Source organism: Bacillus sp. XT-4, from assembly GCF_050864245.1.
Lineage (GTDB): Bacteria > Bacillota > Bacilli > Bacillales > Bacillaceae > Bacillus > Bacillus altitudinis.
Genome location: NZ_JBPAFI010000004.1, coordinates 145,299 through 164,128, shown reverse-complemented (window position 1 = coordinate 164,128; position 18,830 = coordinate 145,299). Strand labels below are relative to the sequence as shown.

The window sequence follows — 18,830 nt, the reverse complement described above, 5'->3', positions numbered from 1 at the left end:
ATAATTCCTCCCTTAACGTTTATCAATTTTATTTGTAATCAAATCACCGATTATTTGAATGATAAAGACGATGATCAGAATAAACACAGTGGCTACAAGTGTGACATCTGTATTACCAGATTGGTATCCTTCTACATAAGCAAGGTCACCAAGTCCGCCTGCTCCAATTGCTCCTGCAATCGCAGTAGAGCCAATCAGAGCAATCGCTGTTACAGTAATTCCTGAAATAAGGGCTGGCAGTGATTCTGGAAGCAATACTTTGAAAATAATGGTCGACGTTTTTGCTCCCATAGATCGTGCTGCTTCAATGACTCCTTTGTCTACTTCACGCAGTGCAATTTCGACAAGACGTGCGTAGAAAGGGGCTGAGCCAATGACAAGGGCTGGTAATGCTGCATTTGGACCTAATATCGTGCCCATAATTAGTTTAGTAAATCCTAATAATAGAATGATTAATATGATAAAGGGAATCGATCTGAAAATGTTGACTACTGCGCCGATGACAGCATTAATTGGTTTGTTTTCCCACAAACCGCCTTTACTTGTCAAAAAGAGCAACAGCCCAAGGATGATGCCGATAGCAAAAGCAAACGCTAATGCAATGAGTGTCATATAGACCGTTTCACCCGTCGCGTTCCAAATAACCTCTAGATCAACGTTCGGAAACCATTTCTCAAACATGTGTCATCACCTCGATTTCAACCTGTTTGCTTTGGATATAGGCGATGGCTTTTTCAACTTCGTTCTCGTCTCCATTAATATGGATAAAGAGTGTTCCAAACGCGCCTTCCTGCGTTTGAGAAATCTTTCCTTGCAGGATGTTCACATCGACCTTGAAGGATCGAATAATTTCCGTGATCAGCGGCTGTTCGGCAGAATCTCCAATAAAGGACAACCTGACGACCTGACCTTCTTTTACTCTCTCTAGGACGTGCTCGATCGTTTCTTTTGCTTCTTCTGGTTCAGCAAGCTGTTTCACGAATCGCTTCGTCATTTCTTCTTTCGGCTGTCTGAAGACACGTAATACTTCGCCTTCTTCGACAATACGGCCATTCTCCATCACTGCCACACGGTGACAAATTTTGCGAATGACGTGCATTTCATGTGTGATCAATACAATGGTGAGTCCTAGTCGTTTATTAATATCGGCTAAAAGCTCAAGGATGGAATCCGTTGTTTGTGGATCAAGCGCAGAAGTGGCTTCGTCACATAGCAGAACTTTTGGGTCATTCGCTAATGCTCTCGCAATCCCTACACGCTGCTTTTGCCCGCCGCTGAGCTGAGAAGGATATGCATTTTCTTTTCCTTCTAAACCGACCAATTTAATCAGTTCGTTTGCACGAGCTCTCCGTTTTGACGTTGGTACACCTGCGATCTCGAGCGGGAACATAATATTTTGTCTCACTGTTCTTGACCAGAGCAAGTTAAAGTGCTGGAAAATCATGCTGATTTCTTGTCTTGCTTTCCGAAGTTTCGCATTCGATACTTCATTGATCCGGTTGCCTGCCACTTCAACGATTCCTTCTGTTGGCAACTCCAGACCGTTTAATAGGCGAATCAAGGAGCTTTTCCCAGCGCCGCTATACCCGATAATTCCGAATATTTCACCTTTATCGATATCCAAGTTGACGTCTTTCACGGCATCAACATTTCCGCTTTTTGAATGATACGTTTTTGATACATTCTGTAAATGGATCACAGTCTGTTCACCTGCTTTCTTGCTGAATCTATAGGTTGCCATCACATACGTTCATTTATTCTTCCGACTGTTATGACGCTAGCCTGACGCAAGGTCAGTAAAAAAGACCTAACTGCAACGCAAGCAGAAAGGCCTTTTATATCAAATACGCCTTTCTCTCATCTTTCAAAGCGTTGCGGCTTTGAGTGAATTGGCACCAATTTCAGCTATGCTGACGGTTGCCGGGTTTCATAGGGCACGTCCCTCCACCTCTCTTAATAAGAGAAAATATGTTGTTTTATGTGATGTTCATGTTTTTACTAACGTAGAATATCATGCTATCTGAGATATGTCAACGCTGTAAATCGCTAATTTCCAAGTAAACGACTACGTTATCATTTTTCGAAAAAAACCGTTCGTCAACCAAAGTACTGCTTCTAGTCGAAGAAGCGCTCGAAATGAGCCTTTCACTTTCACATGTCCTCTGCTGATCAGCTGCTGTAAGGACATGTCTCCATCTAATAATTGCAAAATCTCTTTTCGCTCACCATAAAAGATGAGATCCGATAACTCAATTGCAGGTAGTTTCTTCACTTCACCACGTTCATCCACAATCAATGTACAAGAGTCCGTTTCCGCCTCAAATGTAATCTTCAAGGATGATGATGAGAGCAGCGGCTTTAACAATAATCGCTGCCCTGCACTTCCATGGGCTTTCACATTTTCCACATGTATAACCTCCCTGTCATTTGGTTATACATAACATTTCTCTACAAACATCGGCTTGTCCTTTATAAATAGCTCGACAAATTTTCAAATGAATTGCTTGAAATATGACAAAAAACCGCTTTATTTAGCGGTTTCAATCATTTCGTGAAGATATGGAACGGAGTGAAAAGCATAGCCTTTTTGCACGATTTCACCCTTTTTAAACAGGAGAAAGCAAGGAACACTCTCGATCTCAAATGCTTTTGCAAAACCTGGTGAATAGTTTAAATTGTTTTCGTAAAATGGTACATCCGGCTGCATGGCGTCTACGACTGCCAGCATTTTCTTTGCCAGCTGGCATGTTCCGCAAAACGGTGTATATAAGTATAAAAGAAATAAATCGTCCTCTATCTCTTTGAATTCGTGTTCTTCAATCTCTTTCATAATACGTCCACCCTCATAAATATTTCGAATGAACATCAATGTTTGCAGCTAATAGAATAGATGCAATATGGGCTGACGGTGAAGCGGCCACTTCGCGGTACGTTCTGTCGACAAAAAGATGCAGTGCTTCAGGGAATTCTTTTCGAAATTGCTTCCGCAGTTTGTCGCCAGCATCGTCACTGTCTGCTAATATGTAAACGTCTTTCCCGAATAAATCGTCCACAAGCTGATCCAGCTTCGATGTACTGATCGTGCCATTGGTGCAAATGATGGTAACAGGTTCACTTATGACTTCTTTTAGCTTCTGTTTATCTGATTTACCTTCTACAATGATGACCTTTTCTATCTCGACATTCATCACGATCACCCGGCCCTTTTGACGTTGATTCACTTCTTCCTTAGATTACAATCTTTCATTCAGGTTGTAAAGATTGGGCAATTGATCAACAAAAAGACTGCAGCACTCACTGCAGCCTTATCTGTGATCAGCACCAGCCATTTTCATCGTCACAGTCTACATATTTTTCAGTCCCATGGGTCAATGTATCTGACAGACGATAAAAACGGTTTTGATCGTAGGAATAACCTGATTTTAATTCATATTGATTTTCACTAATCATCGTGCCAATCTCTTCGTTTTGATGGTAAAGCACCATGCCGCTCTCTTTGAATCGTCCAGTGACATGCTCTGTTATATCCACCTGTTCTTTTTGAAAAGACAAATTGGACACCCCCCATATAGGTAGAGTGTCCAATTTCACATGAATTAGTCTTCTTTTGTCATTTCTTCATATTGCTCAGCTGTCATTAAGTTCTCGATTTCAGATGTATCCGCTGGCTCTACTACGATCATCCAAGCTTTTTCGTATGGAGAGTCGTTGACGAACTCTGGGCTGTCATCAAGCTCATCGTTTACTTCAACGATTGTGCCGTTAATCGGTGCGTATAGTTCAGAAACTGTTTTGACTGATTCTACACTTCCGAAAGGCTCGTCCGCTGTGATTTTGTCTCCTACTTCAGGAAGCTCAACGAACACGATATCCCCTAGCTCAGATTGAGCAAAATGCGTAATACCGATACGCACCTTATCTCCTTCTACTTTGACCCATTCGTGTTCTTCTGAATAACGTAAATCTTTTGGTGTGCTCATTTCATACCCCTCCAGTCTTTTCTTACAATCTATATTGAAGATACCACAATCTGAATGAAAGTTACATCATTTCCAGACGCTTTTAAATGTATCTTCATTAAATCCAACTGTCACTCGTTTGCCGTCTGTTGTTATTGGACGCTTGATTAGCATTCCGTTAGACGCAAGTAATTCAAGCTGTTCGTCCTCTGACATTGCAGGAAGTTTATCTTTCAGCTGCAGCTCTCTGTATTTCTGACCGCTCGTATTAAAGAATTTCTTCAGCTCTAAACCGCTTTTTTCGTAAAGGGCTTTTAATGTTTCTTTATCAGGCGTCTCTTCGACGATATGTATGCTGTTGATGTCTTTATTGTGTTCTTCCAGCCATTTCTTTGCTTTTCGGCATGTACCGCAAGATGGGTATTCGTAAAAATCTAAAGCCACCATTTTCACCTCCTGCAAATAGTGACAACATTTTATCACAAAACATATGAAAAACCTAAATGTATGCTTACAAAAAGGTGCGACATGATATCCGCACCTTTTAAGCCGTCTTATACGATATATTTCTCTGCTTCAAAGATTCGTTTCGCCACCTCACGCTTTTTGGCGATGACATTCATTGGCGTGAATCTTGTCAGCTTGCGAAGGGCTGACAGACTCATACGGAGTGAATCTCCTTCTTCCATGGCAATCAATGATTCTTTCGCATGAGCTTCAATCTTTAAAAAGGCTTCCTGTGTGAAAATTTGTGTATACGCCAGCTTTTGTGCATTTTTTTCTGCGCCTGATGCAGCGATTGCTTTTTCCGTACGCAAGACCGCCGACTCAGCAGCAAAGAGTTCATTGACGATATCTGCTATATTCACAAGGATTTCTTGCTCTTTGTCTAATGCTTTCCCATATTTCATCGCCGCCATTCCAGATACCATCAAGGCGATCTTTTTCGCATGGGCAAGTAAGTATTTCTCTTGATCAAGCGGCTGATCACCCGGCTCTTCCGGCATCATCATCATTAGCTCTTCCTGTAGGGTTTGCGCTTTTTGAAGAAGCGGAAGCTCTCCTTTCATCGCTTTCTTCAAGAAGGTGCCTGGCACAAGCAATCGGTTAATTTCATTCGTTCCTTCAAAAATACGGTTAATTCGTGAGTCACGATAAGCTCTTTCGACTTCGTATTCTTGCATGAAACCATATCCGCCGTGAATCTGCACACCTTCATCCACAATGTAATCGAGCGTTTCAGAGCCAAGCACTTTACAAAGAGAGCATTCAATCGCATATTCTGCAATGGATTGCGCAATTTGTTTCCCATCCTTTTGCTCCTCGTCACTTAACAGACCCATTCTTTGTTCAAATAACCCGACTGTGCGGTATACAGCACTTTCCATGGCATAGAGCTTTGCCGACATGTTGGCTGCTTTTTCGCCAATTAAGCTAAATTGAGAAATTGGTGTTTTAAACTGCTTACGCTGATTGGCATACTCTGCTGATAATTGAATGACTCGTTTTGATGCACCGATTGTCCCTACAGCCAGTTTGTAGCGTCCAATGTTTAAAATGTTAAAGGCAATGACATGACCTCTGCCTGCTTCACCAAGCAAATTCTCCTTTGGCACTTCGGCATCTTCAAGGATTAACGTTCTCGTCGAGGACCCTTTAATGCCCATCTTTTTCTCTTCAGGTCCTGTTTTGACTCCAGGAAAATCCTTTTCTACGATGAAAGCAGAGAAGTGTTCACCATCAATCTTCGCATACACGACAAACACATCGGCAAATGCGGAGTTTGTGATCCATTGTTTTTCCCCATTGAGGACATAATGCGTTCCAGCTTCATTCAGGACTGCCGTTGTTTTCGCACCTAGCGCATCAGAACCTGACCCTGGCTCTGTTAGGGCATATGCCGCAATTGTTTCTCCAGAGGCGAGTCCTGGCAGGTACTTTTCCTTTTGCGCTTGATTGCCGAACAGCACGATCGGCAAAGAACCGATCCCGACATGGGCGCCGTAAGAAAGAGAGAAGCTGCCTGCTCTTGCAAATTTTTCAGTAATGATGGCTGAGCTGATTTTATCTAGCCCCAGCCCGCCAAATTCCTCAGGAACATCCGCACCAAGCAGGCCAAGCTCTCCAGCCTTTTTCAAGAGACGAACAGAATGCTCGAATTCATGATTTTCAATTTGATCGATGTGCGGAACGACATCTTGTAAAATGTAATCTTCTGTTGTTTTCCCGATCATTTGATGTTCATCAGAGAAATCCTCTGGTGTAAAGATATGCTCATAATTCGTCTCATCAATTAAGAAACTGCCACCCTTTTTTACATCTTCCATTGCTTTCATCATGTTTTCCCCCTTTAGATCAATTCAAAAATGCCTGCTGCTCCCATGCCCCCGCCGATACACATCGTCACAATACCAAATTGTTCATTTCGCCGTTTCATTTCATGAATGAGTGACAGCGTGAGTTTCGTTCCTGTACAGCCTAGCGGATGTCCTAATGCAATGGCGCCGCCGTTGACATTTACCTTCTCTTCATCGATCCCTAAATGACGAATGACTTGAATCGCCTGAGAAGCAAATGCTTCATTTAATTCAAACAGCCCGATGTCCTTCAGCTCTAGACCAGCGATTTTCAGCGCACGCGGAATGGCTTCAACCGGCCCAATTCCCATGACTTCAGGTGGTACACCACCAACAGCAAACGCCCTGAACTTGGCGAGCTGCTGAAGAGAAAGAGAAGATGCTTTTTCGCGATCCATCATCATGACACATGCCGCTCCATCACTCGTCTGCGAAGAGTTTCCTGCAGTCACTGTGCCTTTTGTTGAGAAGGCAGGTCGTAACGTTGAAAGAACCTCCTCTGTTGTGCCCGCTCTGACACCTTCATCTTGTGAGAACGTAAATTGGCGTTCTTCTAGTTGATACTGCTCTCCTACCCGTCTTTCTATCACATCAACGGGAACAATTTCATCTGAAAATTTCCCTTCTTGAAGTGCCTTTGCTGCCTTTTGATGGCTCCTCACCGCAAAAGCATCTTGATCTTGCCTTGTGACCTGATACTTTTGCGCCACTTGCTCCGCTGTGTGGCCCATGCTCATATAGTATTCAGGCGCTTGCTCTGCCAAAAGAGCGTTTGGACGAATGGAGTGACCCATCATTGGGACTTGCGACATCGATTCGACGCCTCCGGCCAAAATGGTTTCTGCCTGCCCAAGCATAATTCGTTCACCTGCATAAGCAATTGACTGCAGACCAGAAGAGCAATAGCGGTTAATGGTGATAGCAGGTACTGTATATGGCAAACCTGCTAATGCCCCGATATTCCGGGCCACATTCAGCCCTTGCTCTGCTTCTGGTGTCGCACATCCGATGATTAAATCATCGATTGTTCCATCATAATCACCGGCACGCTTTAGCGTTTCTTTTACACACAATGCGCCCATATCATCAGGTCTGACATGTTTTAATGATCCTTTTTTGGCTTTCCCTACTGGTGTTCTTGCGCCAGCTACAATCACTGCTTCTCTCATTTTGACTCCCCCCTAGTTACGTAAAGGTTTTCCTTTAACGAGCATGTGCTGCATGCGTGCCTGAGATTTGACTTCCCCTACAAGACTTAAAAAGGCTTCTCTTTCAAGCTCTAATAAGTATTGTTCATCCACCTCTGTACCAAATGGCAATTTGCCGCCAGAAATGACATGTGCTAGTTTTTTCGCAATGGTCATGTCATGGTCTGAAATGTATCCAGACAATCTCATGTTTTCAGCAGCCAGCACCATTGCTGCGTAGCCTGTTTCCCCCATCACGGGCACCTTTCGCTTCAGAGGTGCACGATAACCCGCTTCATCAAGAGAAAGAACGAGTTGTTTCGCATCATGGATTAAATGATCACCATTCATGCTGATCCGGTCATTCACTCGGAGCATCTTCATATCACGCGCTTCCTCTGCTGATGTAGATACCTTTGCCATCGCAATGGCTTCAAAGGTTTGTAGCGTAGCATCTTGGATCGCAGTTGCTGATGGCTTTTCCGCTCCTTGCAGATGGCGAATATAGAGTTCTTTGTTTCCGCCTCCGCCCGGTATGAGTCCGACCCCCGCTTCGACAAGCCCCATATACGTTTCACTGGACGCTTGGATAGCGGCTGCTGGTAGACAAAGCTCCGTCCCTCCGCCAAGTGTCATACCAAATGGTGCAGCCACAACTGGACGGTCACTATACTTCACCTTCATCATCGCCTGCTGGAACCTGCGAATGACAAAATCAATTTCAAAGAAGTTGTCGTCCTGTGCTTCCATTAAAATTAAGGCGAGATTCGCACCAACACAGAAGTTCTTTCCTTGGTTACCGATGACCAGCCCTTTATAATTCTTTTCCGTTTCATCTACAGCACGATTGATCATATCAATGACATCAAGCCCAATGGCATTACTTTTCGAATGAAATTCAAGCAAGACAACATCATCCCCAATATCGATCAAGCTTGCACCTGTATTTTTAAAAATGACATCGTGTTTCTTTTTCAATCTAGCTAACGAAATATTCTTGTCGTTTCCCTTTTCCTGTTCATAAGCACCATTCTGATAAAATGCACGGTCTCCTTCGGCATTTTCTTGATAGAATGTGTCATGTCCTTGTGAAAGCATATCTCGCACCCAGGTCGGGATGCTGTGCCCTTCCGCTTCCATTCGACTGACGGCTTTTTTCACGCCAATCGCATCCCACAGCTCGAACGGGCCATGCTGCCAGCCAAATCCCCATTTCATGGCGTTATCGATGGACTGAATATCATCCGCAATGTCGCCTTTTAGTTGAGCTGAATAAAGAAGAACAGGTGCGGTCATATTCCAAAGCAATTGCCCAGCACGGCCGTCTTGATAAATAAGCGCTTTCAATTTCGCTTTTGTCCCCTTTTGCTGCTTGGCAATGTCAATGCCCGGATCCTTCAGCTTTGTCCGTTCTCCGTATGTGAGTGTGACAGGATCAAGCTCTAAAATGCTCTTTCCGTTTTTTTGATAAAATCCTTGCCCTGCTTTGCTGCCGATCCACCCTTTTTCGAGCATTCTTTCCATAAACTCAGGCAGCTGAAAAATATCTTTTTCCTTTCCTTCTACCTGTTCATACACATTGCGGGCTACATGAGAAAATGTGTCGAGTCCCACCACATCAAGTGTGCGGAAGGTCGCACTTTTCGGTCTGCCAATGAGTGGACCTGTAACAGAATCGACCTCTCCGATCGTGTATTTGTTCTCAAGCATTTCACGCACTGTGACAAGAAGCCCATAAGTGCCAATTCGGTTGGCAATAAAGTTCGGTGTATCTTTTGCTTCGACCACACCCTTGCCAAGTACATCTTCACCAAATGTTTTCATATATGAGAGTACTTCTGGATCTGTTTCTTGAATAGGAATTACTTCTAACAGCTTTAAATAACGAGCTGGGTTAAAAAAGTGAGTGCCTAAAAAGTGGCGTTTAAAATCAGCTGATCGGCCTTCTGCCATTTTTTCAACAGAAATACCGGATGTATTGCTGGATACGATGCTGCCTTCTTTGCGGTGTTCGTCGATGAGAGAGAATACGTGTTGTTTAATGCTGAGCTTTTCAGTGACGACTTCAATGATCCAGTCAGCATCGTGTAATAAGGAAAGGTGATCTGTGAGATTTCCGGGTGTGATGTATGATAGGTTTTTGGCTGAAGTAAGAGGTGCTGGCTTTTGCTTTAACAATTTTTTCATTGCGTCTTGGCTTAATCTATTCCGAACACTAGGGTGATCAAGCGTTAGCTTTTTTGCCGTTTCTTCCTTTGTCAGTTCATGTGGCACAATATCTAGCAATGTTACTGGTATCCCGATATTGGCTAGATGTGCAGCAATGCCTGAGCCCATGACACCTGAACCAATGACAGCCGCCTTGCGAATATGTTTGCCCATAAATATCCCCCTAAACATTTTGAATGAACAGTCATTCATTTTTTGTCCAAAAAAAAGCAATGCCTCTTTCTTTATCTTAAAAGATTTTCCGAAACAGTTCAATAGCAGATTTCAAAAATTTACACATTCTCATGCGACTTTCTTTACAGCGTATGAATTAAAGACGAGGGGGAATTGTAAGAATGGAGGTGATGTCCACATGTCTCGTTTGCAAAAGAACCCATCAAAAGCAGGCGTAAGTGCTGCAAGTGTGAAAGGAAACGCAGGTCCATCACAAGAAGCAGACCTAGGTGGTAAAAAGACCAGTCAAAATCAGCAATATAAAAAGAAATCGTAAGGAGGAACACATCTTGAACAACCAGCAAATGAATATGCCCCCACAGGTGATTTCAGTAAAAGATTCCTTGTACCTAGAGGATATGCTGAACTGGAATTTGATCGCCATGAAAAAGGCTCATTTTATGGCCGAGCATTGTCAGGATCAAACATTGAAACAAGAACTCAATCAAGTTGGCCAAATGCATCATCAGCATTACACACAAATTCTTCAGCATTTAGGCAGCTCAGGGCAAGGCCAGTCTTCTGGCTTTATGCAATAGGAGGTAACAGACATGGAACAGCAAAACCAACAAAAAATCGGGAATCCACAAACGCCGGTTCCAACAACGACAAACATGAACGATCGCGACTTTGTCACAGACCTTTTGTCGACTGAAAAATATATGACAAGCGGATATAACACAGCGCTCAATGAATTCAGCCATGAATCTCTTTACCAAGATATTCAGCGAATTGCGCTAGAAACACAAAAAACGCAAAGACATTTATATGATGTCATGTTCAAATATGGCTGGTACTCTGTCGAAGCTGCTGACCAGCAGAAGCTCCAGCAGGCACATCAAAAGTTCCAGCAAACACTGACAGATCAATCACCGTACGGATCATCACCTATGTCATAAAGAGAAACTGCCAGCTCGTACTGGCAGTTTCAGCGTGTAGACAAACCCTCGCATTCGGTGTCAGTCCTGCGCTTTGGTGCTCACGAATGTCAAATTCACTCCGCTCCGATGCTCGTTCTTCCTAGACTGCAAAAGTTTTCTATCACGCTGAAAAGAAGACAAAGGGCTAAAATAAAGTTCATTTTAGCCCTTTGTCAACAATCTGATACTGCCAGCTCGTACTGGCAGTTTTTTAACGGTCTTTATTCGCACGATGAGCTTCATTTAATTGCTTGATCCGCTGAATCATTTCTTTGATGTCTTCTTTTGCCTCTGGATACATGTCATTAAAATGCTTGGCTAAAGGCGGCATGCTTTTGGCAATATGAGAATAGATGATCCACTGCGTGACCTCTCTTTTCAGTTCCTCATTCGTTTCACCAAGCAGCAGCTCTGTATATTTATCAAGTAGGCCTTCGAGCTTTTCATCTAATTCATTTCCCATTGGTATTCCGCTCCTTTTTTCAGAAAAAAGCCTGACTCTGCATGTAACAGATGTCAGGCTTTTCACATACGATTATCTTGCAGCAAGAAATGTCTCAGCTTGTGCCTGTTGGACAATACAGCGTCCTCTGCCGTGCGGAATACATAACGGTGTTCCGAATAAAGGATCTGTTGTTACTTGGCAGTTCATATCAAAGACATTTTTCACAAGATCACAGTTAATGACAGTTTCCGGTCTTCCTTCTGCATAAATTGACTTGTCTTTAATGGCCACAAGGTGATGCGCATATCTGCAAGCGAGATTGAGGTCATGCAGAACCATGACAATCGTGCGCTGCTCTTTTTCATTTAAATCAAAAAGAAGATCCAGGATTTCAATTTGGTGCGTCATGTCTAAATACGTTGTTGGCTCATCTAATAGAATAATATCCGTCTCCTGTGCCAATGTCATCGCAATCCATGCACGCTGCCTTTGTCCACCTGATAATGAATCAACCGTTCGATCAGCAAGGTCTTCCATCTTCGTTGACTTCAGTGCACGATTTACCGCTTCTTCATCTTGCTTTGACCATTGCTTCAGCCAATTTTGATAAGGATATCGCCCTTGCTTGACGAGCTGATGCACCGTTAATCCTTCTGGCGCTTCTGGTCCTTGCGGAAGAATGGCGAGCTGTTTCGCCACTTCCTTTGTTGGTAATTTGGCAATGGAATGACCTTCAAGCAGGACAGAACCACCCATTGGCTTCATGAGACGGGCCAAAGAGCGAAGTAGCGTGGATTTACCGCATCCATTGCTGCCAATAAATACTGTGATTTCACCCTTAGGGATTGACACATTTAGTTCGTCTATGATCATTGTTTCTCCGTAACCTAAGCTTAAACCTTCAGTAGAAATGGCACTCATTCCGCTCAAACGCTCCTTTTCTCATCCAAATTTTTTATATTGAATATCGTCTATGTAGACGTCAAAGATCACTTATCTCAATTTAGTGTATCAGATTTAAGTGATCTTGAAAATCATTTTCAATTAAAAAATGAGAAAGTCTCGTTTACTTTTTCTTTTCGAATGCACGTTTTGTCCCATCTTCGAGCTTGATATCGACTCGTATCCGCTGATAATCATCATCTAAATTAAAAGCAGATAATAACTCATTGACATATGTTTCATTCAGCTTTGCACTAGGAATCGACATATCATTGAGCTTCATCTTCATTTCACGTAAAGCTTCTTCCCCTTCATAGCGGACACCATTCATATGATCTCGAATGAGTGCTTCTTCTCTTCCACCTGCTTGACGATAGGTAGCTTCATATAATTCGCTTTTTTGTCCATATTGTACGTGCAATTGCAAATGCTGAAATGGCAGTTCCTTCATTTGAACAGCGGACAGACTTTCAGCTTCTGCTTCATGTGAATGTTGTATTGGTTCGATTGAACGACAGCCAGACAGCATAAAGAACAGCACTCCTAGCAGTCCCGCCTTCTTCCAGCACATCATGTATTTCCTCCTATTTTATAGCATCGTTTTTTATTCTTCTCCAAGCCCCTTTTCGTTATTCAATAAAACAGTAGACTATGGTAGATTAAAACAAAAAGGAGAACCGGATGATGAATAAAACAGCCATTGTGACTGGTGCCAACAGCGGTTTCGGAAAGCTCATCACACTGCGCCTCGCTCAGCAAGGGTACACTGTGATTGCTGGCGTAAGACAGGAAACCAATACGAAAAAGCTTGCCGAAGAAGTAAAGAACGCCGCTTTATCCGAATCGATACATATTGAAGCATTAGATGTGACAGATACACAGTCCATTCAAGCATTTCAAAAAAGGCTTAATGCCTATGCTCCGATTCACCTGCTTGTGAACAATGCAGGAACGGCCTATGCTGGTTTTGCTGAAGAAGTGCCTGTTGATCAGTACCGAGAGCAATTTGAAGTGAATGTCTTTGGTGTGATGGAAATGACACAAGCAGTCCTTCCGTTGATGACGAGCGGTGCAAAAATATTGAATATGAGCAGTATCAGCGGACTCATGGGAATGCCCGCACTCTCTCCATATGTATCGTCAAAGTTTGCGCTAGAGGGCTATACAGAGAGTTTGCGAATTGAGCTGGCTGCGTTTGGCATTCAGGCCGCTTTGATTGAGCCGGGTTCTTTCCAAACGAACATTTGGAACACCTCCATGAATGAGCAAATGACGCCGCCTGCAGAAGGTTCTAAATACACAGCTATTTATCAAAAGATGATGTCCTATATAGAGGCGCAAAAAAACAACTATGGAGATCCCGGCGAAGTTGCAGAGCTTGTGGTTTCGCTTGCAGAGAAGAAGCGGCTAAAAAAGCTAAGGTATCTTGTCGGGAAAGGTGTTCGGCTTTCATTCATAGCAAAGCAGCTCTTGCCTTGGAATGTATGGGAAAACATTATTTTACGGACACTATCCTCAAAAAAATAGGCACAAAAAAACAGGTGGATAAACGATCCACCTGTTTTCTTTTATTCGTTATCAGACTGCCCAAGGGTAATATCAAGATTTTTGTTCTTTCCATCACGGATGACAGTCATTGTCGTTTTATCGCCAATTTTTGTTTCTTTATAAAGGATTTCTTTCAGTTGTGAGCTGTTCGCTACATCTTTTCCTTTGAACTTGATGATGACATCTCCAGACTTCAAGCCTGCTTTTTGTGCAGGAGATCCTTTTGATACATCTTTTACATAGATGCCTTTACCGATTTGTTTATCAAATAGGCCAAGTGTATTTTCCTGATACGTTTCAGGCACTTGCTCAAGGTCAATCATTTGTACGCCAAGGTAAGGACGTTCGACTTTTCCATTTTTCAACAGCTGATCTACGATCGGTTTGACATCGTTACTTGGGATCGCAAATCCGAGTGATTCTACTCCGCTTTCGCTAATTTTCAAACTGTTGATGCCGATGACTTGACCGTCTGTATTGATTAGCGGACCGCCACTGTTTCCAGGGTTAATGGCAGCATCTGTTTGAAGCACATTCATCTCAACGGTTCCAGATGATGTATTGGCTTCAACGGTACGATCGAGACCACTAATAATCCCTTCTGTTACTGTACCAGAGAACTGCGCACCGAGCGGGTTCCCGATTGCGATGACTTTGTCTCCAGCACGAAGCTTAGAAGAATCTCCAAAACTTGCAACTTTATCAATGCCGTCAGCATTTATTTCCACGACAGCTAAATCTGTCATTACGTCACTGCCGACAAGCTTCGCATCTTTTGTTTTCCCATCGTATAGTGTGACCTTTAATTTATTGGCACCCTCGACTACATGGTTATTTGTGATAATGTATGCTTTTTTGCCATCTTTTTTGAAGATGACACCAGAACCCGTTCCAGCTTCTGCTTCAGTTGAATCACCGCTAAGACCGAACGAGTTTTGTGTAGATTGATAGTTTGAGACCCCTACAATCGTCGGCTCTAAATCTTCTACCATATCAGCAACATTCGTCGCATTGGTGATTTGTTTTGTTGAGAAATTTTCAGATGAAGCCGGTTCGCTTGATGCTGTTTGGGTTTGAGTGTTTGCCGCTGTATCTTGTGACTGCGGTAAAAGCGGTGTAATGCCAAGCACAAGACCGCCGCCAATAATCCCTCCAAGAATCGGACTTAGCCATGCAGCCTTTCGTTTTTTCTCCTTTTTAGACGAACGGTCATCAATCACTTGAGGAGACCCATTTGTCACCCTCTCCTGAGAGGCAGATGCTTCGTTTTCATGATGGTGAAAAACGAGTTCTTTCTCTTTTTCTGGTTCTTCTATTTGTTTCTCATTCTCTTGATGTGTGTGTTCTTGATCATTCATCTTTTTCTCTTCATCTTCTCTTCGGAAATCCATCGCTTGCACTCCTTTGCATCATTTTCATGAAATGCTTCATTCATATGTCTAGACAGGACTCATGTCCCCTTAATGGCAATATCATTGAAAAATTCTTTATGACAATATGTCAAATTATATAATACTTATTCATAGAAAAAAAGCAAGGTGTGCACATTGGTGAAAAGCACCTATTGATTAGCCTTTTGTCTATGCCCTTTTTTCCCTTGAGCTTATCATAAACAAACATTATGGGATAATGATGAGAAGAATATGTGAAATTGTGAAAAAAGCGTGTGATTGTTGACATGCCGCCTTTGTATCCCGTTATAATGACGTTGAGAGGATGTGGAAGACTTTGTCGTACACCATTTATTTAGTTGAAGATGAGCAGAATTTAAATGAACTGTTAACCAAATATTTAGAGAGTGAAAATTGGAATGTGTCCTCTTTTTTAACCGGAGAAGCGGCACGCGCGGCCATGAACAAGCCACCGCATCTATGGATTTTAGATATTATGCTGCCTGATACGGACGGCTACACACTCATTAAAGAAATCAAAGCAGCCTCGCCTGACGTACCGGTCATTTTTATTTCGGCACGTGATGCAGATATTGATCGTGTGCTTGGCTTAGAACTCGGGAGCAGTGATTATATTGCGAAACCCTTTCTTCCGCGCGAGCTGATCATCCGCGTGCAAAAGCTGCTGGAGCTTGTATATAAAAACAGTGACACACCTCAGCAAAGCGTCACACCCGTTTCTTCCTATATCATTCACGAGGACGTAAGAGAGGTGTATGAAGGAGATCAGCTGATTAACTTAACGTCTAAGGAATTTGATTTGCTGCTCTTATTTACCCATCATCAAGGACATGCCTTTTCCCGGGAAGATATCCTCGTCAAGATCTGGGGGCACGATTACTTCGGGACAGATCGTGTGGTCGATGATCTTGTCAGACGGCTGCGAAAAAAAATGCCTGACTTAAAAGTCGAGACCATTTATGGATTTGGCTATAGGATGCTAAAAGGATGAAGAACAAACCACTCGCTTTTCAAATTTGGGTTGTCATCTCTGGCATTTTACTCACCATCTCGATTGTCCTGATCATTTTATTTTCAAATACATTACGCAGCTTCTTTACGAATGAAATTTATAAAAACATCGAAAACGAGCAGCAAGTGTTAACAGAATACCCTCTGAATCGAGACGGCTCACCAAAGTCGACACCAGAAAACCGCTCGGTTCAGCACATTCTGATTCCGTCAGATGAATTAAATCAAATGGCTCAGTTTTTCCCGCATGCCTTTATTGAAAAAGTGCAGTCCTTTGTTAAAAAACAAAAAAGCGCAACAAAACGCTATTCTGAAGAAGTGAATGGCCAGCATATCTTTTTTGTGATCAAAAAAGTCTCAACTGGCAATACACAATATATTCTCTTGTCATATGCACCCGATTCTTATCGAGATGACTTGTCCTTTACACTGTTTAAACAGCTGATTTTCATCTTAGGAACTGTTATTTTACTAAGCTGGATTCCATCGATTTGGCTCGCCCGCTACTTATCACGTCCAATCGTCGCGTTTGAAAAGCACGTCAAGCGCATTGCACAAGAAGACTGGGACGATCCTGTGATGGTTGACCGGCAAGATGAAATTGGCAAGCTGGGGCATACGATTGAAGAAATGAGACAAAAGCTCATTCAAAAGGATGAAACAGAACGAACGCTTTTGCAAAATATATCACACGACTTAAAAACACCTGTGATGGTCATCCGCGGTTATACGCAGTCTATTAAAGATGGAATTTTCCCTAAAGGAGATCTTGAACAAACGGTGGAAGTGATTGAAGGCGAAGCGGAAAAGCTTGAGAAGAAAATCAAAGATTTGCTGTATTTAACAAAGCTTGATTATTTATCAAAACAACATCCGGCGCATTCTCCCTTCCTTGTGAGTAATACAATGCTGGAAGTGGTTGACCGTTTACGCTGGTCGAAAAATGAATTGCAGTGGAACGTGGACTTAGATGATGAGGCTGCACTTGAAGGCGATCCAGAACAATGGAGCAAATTATTTGAAAATGTATTAGAAAATCAACTTCGCTATGCAAAAAATAAAATTGATATTCATATGAAGCAGGAAGAGGATCAAATTCGCATCGTCATTCGTAATGATGGCCCTCCAATTGAAGAACACATGCTATCCAGCCTATACGAACCTTTTAGTAAGGGAAAAAAGGGCGAATTCGGCATTGGATTAAGCATTGTCAAACGAATTCTTTCAATGCATCAAGCGTCCATATCAATTGAAAATGATGAACTAGGTGTACGCTATACGATCACTGTTCCAAAGAAGAGGCTGTAGGTTTTACACCGCAGTCTTTTTTTAGATGAATGAATACCCATTGAAATCACGGTATGTGGCTTTGATCTTCTTGCCAGCTTGATACATCCATTTCTTTTCAATGGTTGTCTCTTTCGGCATTTTGACTTTTTCTACTTGAATTCCTTTTGCTTTCAAGCGTCTAATCATATCATCAATTTCTCTCATGGAACATCATCCTTTCACATTTTTTGACCGGTTGGTCACCTTACTTTATAATATAAAGAATTACACTGTAAAAAACAAGTTACAATCTGATTAATTTTTGAAAAGTTTTGTCGTTTATGACCGATAAGTCACATCTCTTTGCGCACGTTTCCTAAGACATTTGTCTCTCGGTAAGAAAGGATGACATTCATATTGAAAAAGAAAGAAAAAATGATTATTGAGGCTGGTATGAAGTTATTTGCCAGCAAAGGCTATAATACAACGTCTGTTCAGGAAATTGCAGATGAATGCCACATGTCAAAGGGTGCGTTTTACCTTTATTTCAAATCGAAGGAAGCACTACTTATTTCGATCTTGCATTACTATTACGATAAGGTATTTACCCGGATTCATGAGGTTCAAACAGAGGGCGGCACACCAAAAGAGGCCTACCGGAAACAGCTCACTGTCTATTACGATAATATTTTGCAACAAAAGGATTTTATTAAAATGCAGCTAAGCGACAGGGCGCTCCCATTGAACGAAGAAACGCAGCAGCTCGCAAAGCAAATTCGACTTGCGACGATTCAGTTGCACATTGATAACATTAAGCAAGTGTATGGAGATGCAGCCATTCCTTATATGGCTGATCTTTGTTTAACGATCGAGGGCATGAGTCACGTTTACTTTGAGCTTGCCATTTTATATGATTTTCAGCTCGAAGCAGAGGAGCTTGCCTCAACAATGATTCACCGTATCGATGATCTAATGGGCGGTATGATGAAGCGCAATGACCATCCGCTCATTTCTGTGGACCAAGCAAGCGACTGGTTCGGCCCTATTTATGAACGATCATTTGACCCGCTCACAGAATCTCTATTAAAAGAATTAAGAGAACTGGCAGAAGCACATTATGAAGTGAAAGACGAGCCAGATTTATTTGAAGCGCTTGGCATTTTAGAAAACGAGTTAAACAAACAAAAACCAAGACAAGTCATCGTCAAAGGCATGCTTTACCAATTGAAATTATACACACCGCTTCAGCCGGTCTCAGGCTCCTTATTACGCATTCTAAAAGAAGATCATTTATAAAACCCAGGGCTTGGTTGCCCTGGGTTTATGATTGTGACAAAA

The 18,830-nt window shown here is 42.4% G+C and carries 23 protein-coding genes and 1 riboswitch; of the genes, 7 read left to right on the top strand and 16 right to left on the bottom strand.

Translation table 11 applies throughout. From position 1 onward, the window contains the following. Positions 1–12: 12 nt before the first annotated feature. The 11 genes from ACRRMM_RS12935 to ACRRMM_RS12885 all read right to left on the bottom strand — a co-directional run bounded on the left by ACRRMM_RS12935 (position 13) and on the right by ACRRMM_RS12885 (position 9,885). The gene (locus ACRRMM_RS12935; protein WP_025207943.1) at positions 13–681 is read right to left on the bottom strand and encodes a methionine ABC transporter permease; all 669 of its coding nucleotides are present in this window, start codon (positions 679–681) and stop codon (positions 13–15) included. Further along, entirely contained in the window at positions 674–1,699 is a 1,026-nt protein-coding gene (locus tag ACRRMM_RS12930) for a methionine ABC transporter ATP-binding protein (RefSeq protein ID WP_024719778.1), read from the bottom strand. Before ACRRMM_RS12930 ends, ACRRMM_RS12935 begins: the two co-directional genes overlap by 8 nt. A 155-nt stretch (positions 1,700–1,854) precedes the next feature. After that, a riboswitch (SAM riboswitch) is annotated at positions 1,855–1,963 on the bottom strand. Positions 1,964–2,065: 102 nt separating this feature from the next. Beyond that, the gene (locus ACRRMM_RS12925; RefSeq protein ID WP_017368016.1) at positions 2,066–2,407 is read right to left on the bottom strand and encodes an SCP2 sterol-binding domain-containing protein; all 342 of its coding nucleotides are present in this window, start codon (positions 2,405–2,407) and stop codon (positions 2,066–2,068) included. Between the two features lie 120 nt (positions 2,408–2,527). After that, entirely contained in the window at positions 2,528–2,830 is a 303-nt protein-coding gene (locus tag ACRRMM_RS12920) for a thioredoxin family protein (RefSeq protein ID WP_041091867.1), read from the bottom strand. 13 nt (positions 2,831–2,843) lie between these two features. Further along, a complete protein-coding gene (locus ACRRMM_RS12915; RefSeq protein ID WP_008347035.1) occupies positions 2,844–3,188 on the bottom strand; it encodes a toprim domain-containing protein in 345 nt (114 codons plus the stop codon). Positions 3,189–3,315: 127 nt separating this feature from the next. Next, positions 3,316–3,552, bottom strand: a complete 237-nt coding sequence (locus ACRRMM_RS12910) for a YusG family protein (RefSeq protein WP_008347037.1) — start codon at positions 3,550–3,552, stop codon at positions 3,316–3,318. Positions 3,553–3,596: 44 nt separating this feature from the next. After that, the gene (gene gcvH / locus ACRRMM_RS12905; RefSeq protein WP_003213614.1) at positions 3,597–3,980 is read right to left on the bottom strand and encodes a glycine cleavage system protein GcvH; all 384 of its coding nucleotides are present in this window, start codon (positions 3,978–3,980) and stop codon (positions 3,597–3,599) included. Positions 3,981–4,046: 66 nt separating this feature from the next. Beyond that, the gene (locus ACRRMM_RS12900) at positions 4,047–4,403 is read right to left on the bottom strand and encodes an arsenate reductase family protein (RefSeq protein ID WP_008356673.1); all 357 of its coding nucleotides are present in this window, start codon (positions 4,401–4,403) and stop codon (positions 4,047–4,049) included. A gap of 110 nt (positions 4,404–4,513) precedes the next feature. Then, entirely contained in the window at positions 4,514–6,298 is a 1,785-nt protein-coding gene (locus tag ACRRMM_RS12895; protein ID WP_060781380.1) for an acyl-CoA dehydrogenase family protein, read from the bottom strand. An 11-nt stretch (positions 6,299–6,309) separates the two neighbouring features. Continuing rightward, positions 6,310–7,485: an acetyl-CoA C-acetyltransferase gene (locus tag ACRRMM_RS12890; protein WP_255389842.1), complete on the bottom strand. Its 1,176-nt coding sequence runs from the start codon at positions 7,483–7,485 to the stop codon at positions 6,310–6,312. Between the two features lie 12 nt (positions 7,486–7,497). Then, positions 7,498–9,885 (bottom strand): 3-hydroxyacyl-CoA dehydrogenase/enoyl-CoA hydratase family protein, encoded by a 2,388-nt coding sequence (locus tag ACRRMM_RS12885; protein ID WP_019743166.1) that lies wholly within the window; start codon positions 9,883–9,885, stop codon positions 7,498–7,500. A gap of 199 nt (positions 9,886–10,084) precedes the next feature. On the opposite strand from ACRRMM_RS12885, the gene ACRRMM_RS12880 reads away from it, so the two are divergent. The 3 genes from ACRRMM_RS12880 to ACRRMM_RS12870 are packed head-to-tail and all read left to right on the top strand — an operon-like array spanning position 10,085 to position 10,844. After that, positions 10,085–10,222 carry a YuzL family protein gene (locus ACRRMM_RS12880; RefSeq protein WP_008347049.1) on the top strand — a complete coding sequence of 46 codons (138 nt, stop codon included), beginning with the start codon at positions 10,085–10,087 and terminating at the stop codon, positions 10,220–10,222. A 10-nt stretch (positions 10,223–10,232) separates the two neighbouring features. Further along, positions 10,233–10,484: a hypothetical protein gene (locus ACRRMM_RS12875; RefSeq protein WP_060698253.1), complete on the top strand. Its 252-nt coding sequence runs from the start codon at positions 10,233–10,235 to the stop codon at positions 10,482–10,484. A 12-nt stretch (positions 10,485–10,496) separates the two neighbouring features. Continuing rightward, entirely contained in the window at positions 10,497–10,844 is a 348-nt protein-coding gene (locus ACRRMM_RS12870; RefSeq protein ID WP_007500333.1) for a spore coat protein, read from the top strand. A 232-nt stretch (positions 10,845–11,076) separates the two neighbouring features. Here ACRRMM_RS12870 and ACRRMM_RS12865 read toward each other — a convergent pair whose 3' ends face one another. The 3 genes from ACRRMM_RS12865 to ACRRMM_RS12855 all read right to left on the bottom strand — a co-directional run bounded on the left by ACRRMM_RS12865 (position 11,077) and on the right by ACRRMM_RS12855 (position 12,823). Beyond that, entirely contained in the window at positions 11,077–11,328 is a 252-nt protein-coding gene (locus ACRRMM_RS12865; protein ID WP_035389350.1) for a YusU family protein, read from the bottom strand. Between the two features lie 72 nt (positions 11,329–11,400). Further along, positions 11,401–12,231, bottom strand: a complete 831-nt coding sequence (locus ACRRMM_RS12860) for an ABC transporter ATP-binding protein (protein WP_008347057.1) — start codon at positions 12,229–12,231, stop codon at positions 11,401–11,403. A 145-nt stretch (positions 12,232–12,376) separates the two neighbouring features. Next, positions 12,377–12,823 (bottom strand): YusW family protein, encoded by a 447-nt coding sequence (locus ACRRMM_RS12855; protein ID WP_169476062.1) that lies wholly within the window; start codon positions 12,821–12,823, stop codon positions 12,377–12,379. Positions 12,824–12,936: 113 nt separating this feature from the next. Between ACRRMM_RS12855 and ACRRMM_RS12850 the strand changes: the two genes are divergently transcribed. After that, positions 12,937–13,779: an oxidoreductase gene (locus ACRRMM_RS12850; RefSeq protein WP_191219081.1), complete on the top strand. Its 843-nt coding sequence runs from the start codon at positions 12,937–12,939 to the stop codon at positions 13,777–13,779. Positions 13,780–13,820: 41 nt separating this feature from the next. Here ACRRMM_RS12850 and ACRRMM_RS12845 read toward each other — a convergent pair whose 3' ends face one another. Further along, positions 13,821–15,191 carry a S1C family serine protease gene (locus ACRRMM_RS12845; protein WP_008347064.1) on the bottom strand — a complete coding sequence of 457 codons (1,371 nt, stop codon included), beginning with the start codon at positions 15,189–15,191 and terminating at the stop codon, positions 13,821–13,823. A 337-nt stretch (positions 15,192–15,528) separates the two neighbouring features. Between ACRRMM_RS12845 and ACRRMM_RS12840 the strand changes: the two genes are divergently transcribed. Next, the gene (locus ACRRMM_RS12840) at positions 15,529–16,203 is read left to right on the top strand and encodes a response regulator transcription factor (protein ID WP_008347066.1); all 675 of its coding nucleotides are present in this window, start codon (positions 15,529–15,531) and stop codon (positions 16,201–16,203) included. Next, positions 16,200–17,531 (top strand): HAMP domain-containing sensor histidine kinase, encoded by a 1,332-nt coding sequence (locus ACRRMM_RS12835; protein WP_007500323.1) that lies wholly within the window; start codon positions 16,200–16,202, stop codon positions 17,529–17,531. Before ACRRMM_RS12840 ends, ACRRMM_RS12835 begins: the two co-directional genes overlap by 4 nt. A 21-nt stretch (positions 17,532–17,552) precedes the next feature. Here ACRRMM_RS12835 and spxO read toward each other — a convergent pair whose 3' ends face one another. Continuing rightward, entirely contained in the window at positions 17,553–17,717 is a 165-nt protein-coding gene (gene spxO / locus ACRRMM_RS12830) for an anti-adapter protein SpxO (RefSeq protein ID WP_008347070.1), read from the bottom strand. 192 nt (positions 17,718–17,909) lie between these two features. Between spxO and ACRRMM_RS12825 the strand changes: the two genes are divergently transcribed. Beyond that, entirely contained in the window at positions 17,910–18,788 is an 879-nt protein-coding gene (locus ACRRMM_RS12825; protein WP_428828599.1) for a TetR/AcrR family transcriptional regulator, read from the top strand. Positions 18,789–18,830: the final 42 nt, after the last annotated feature.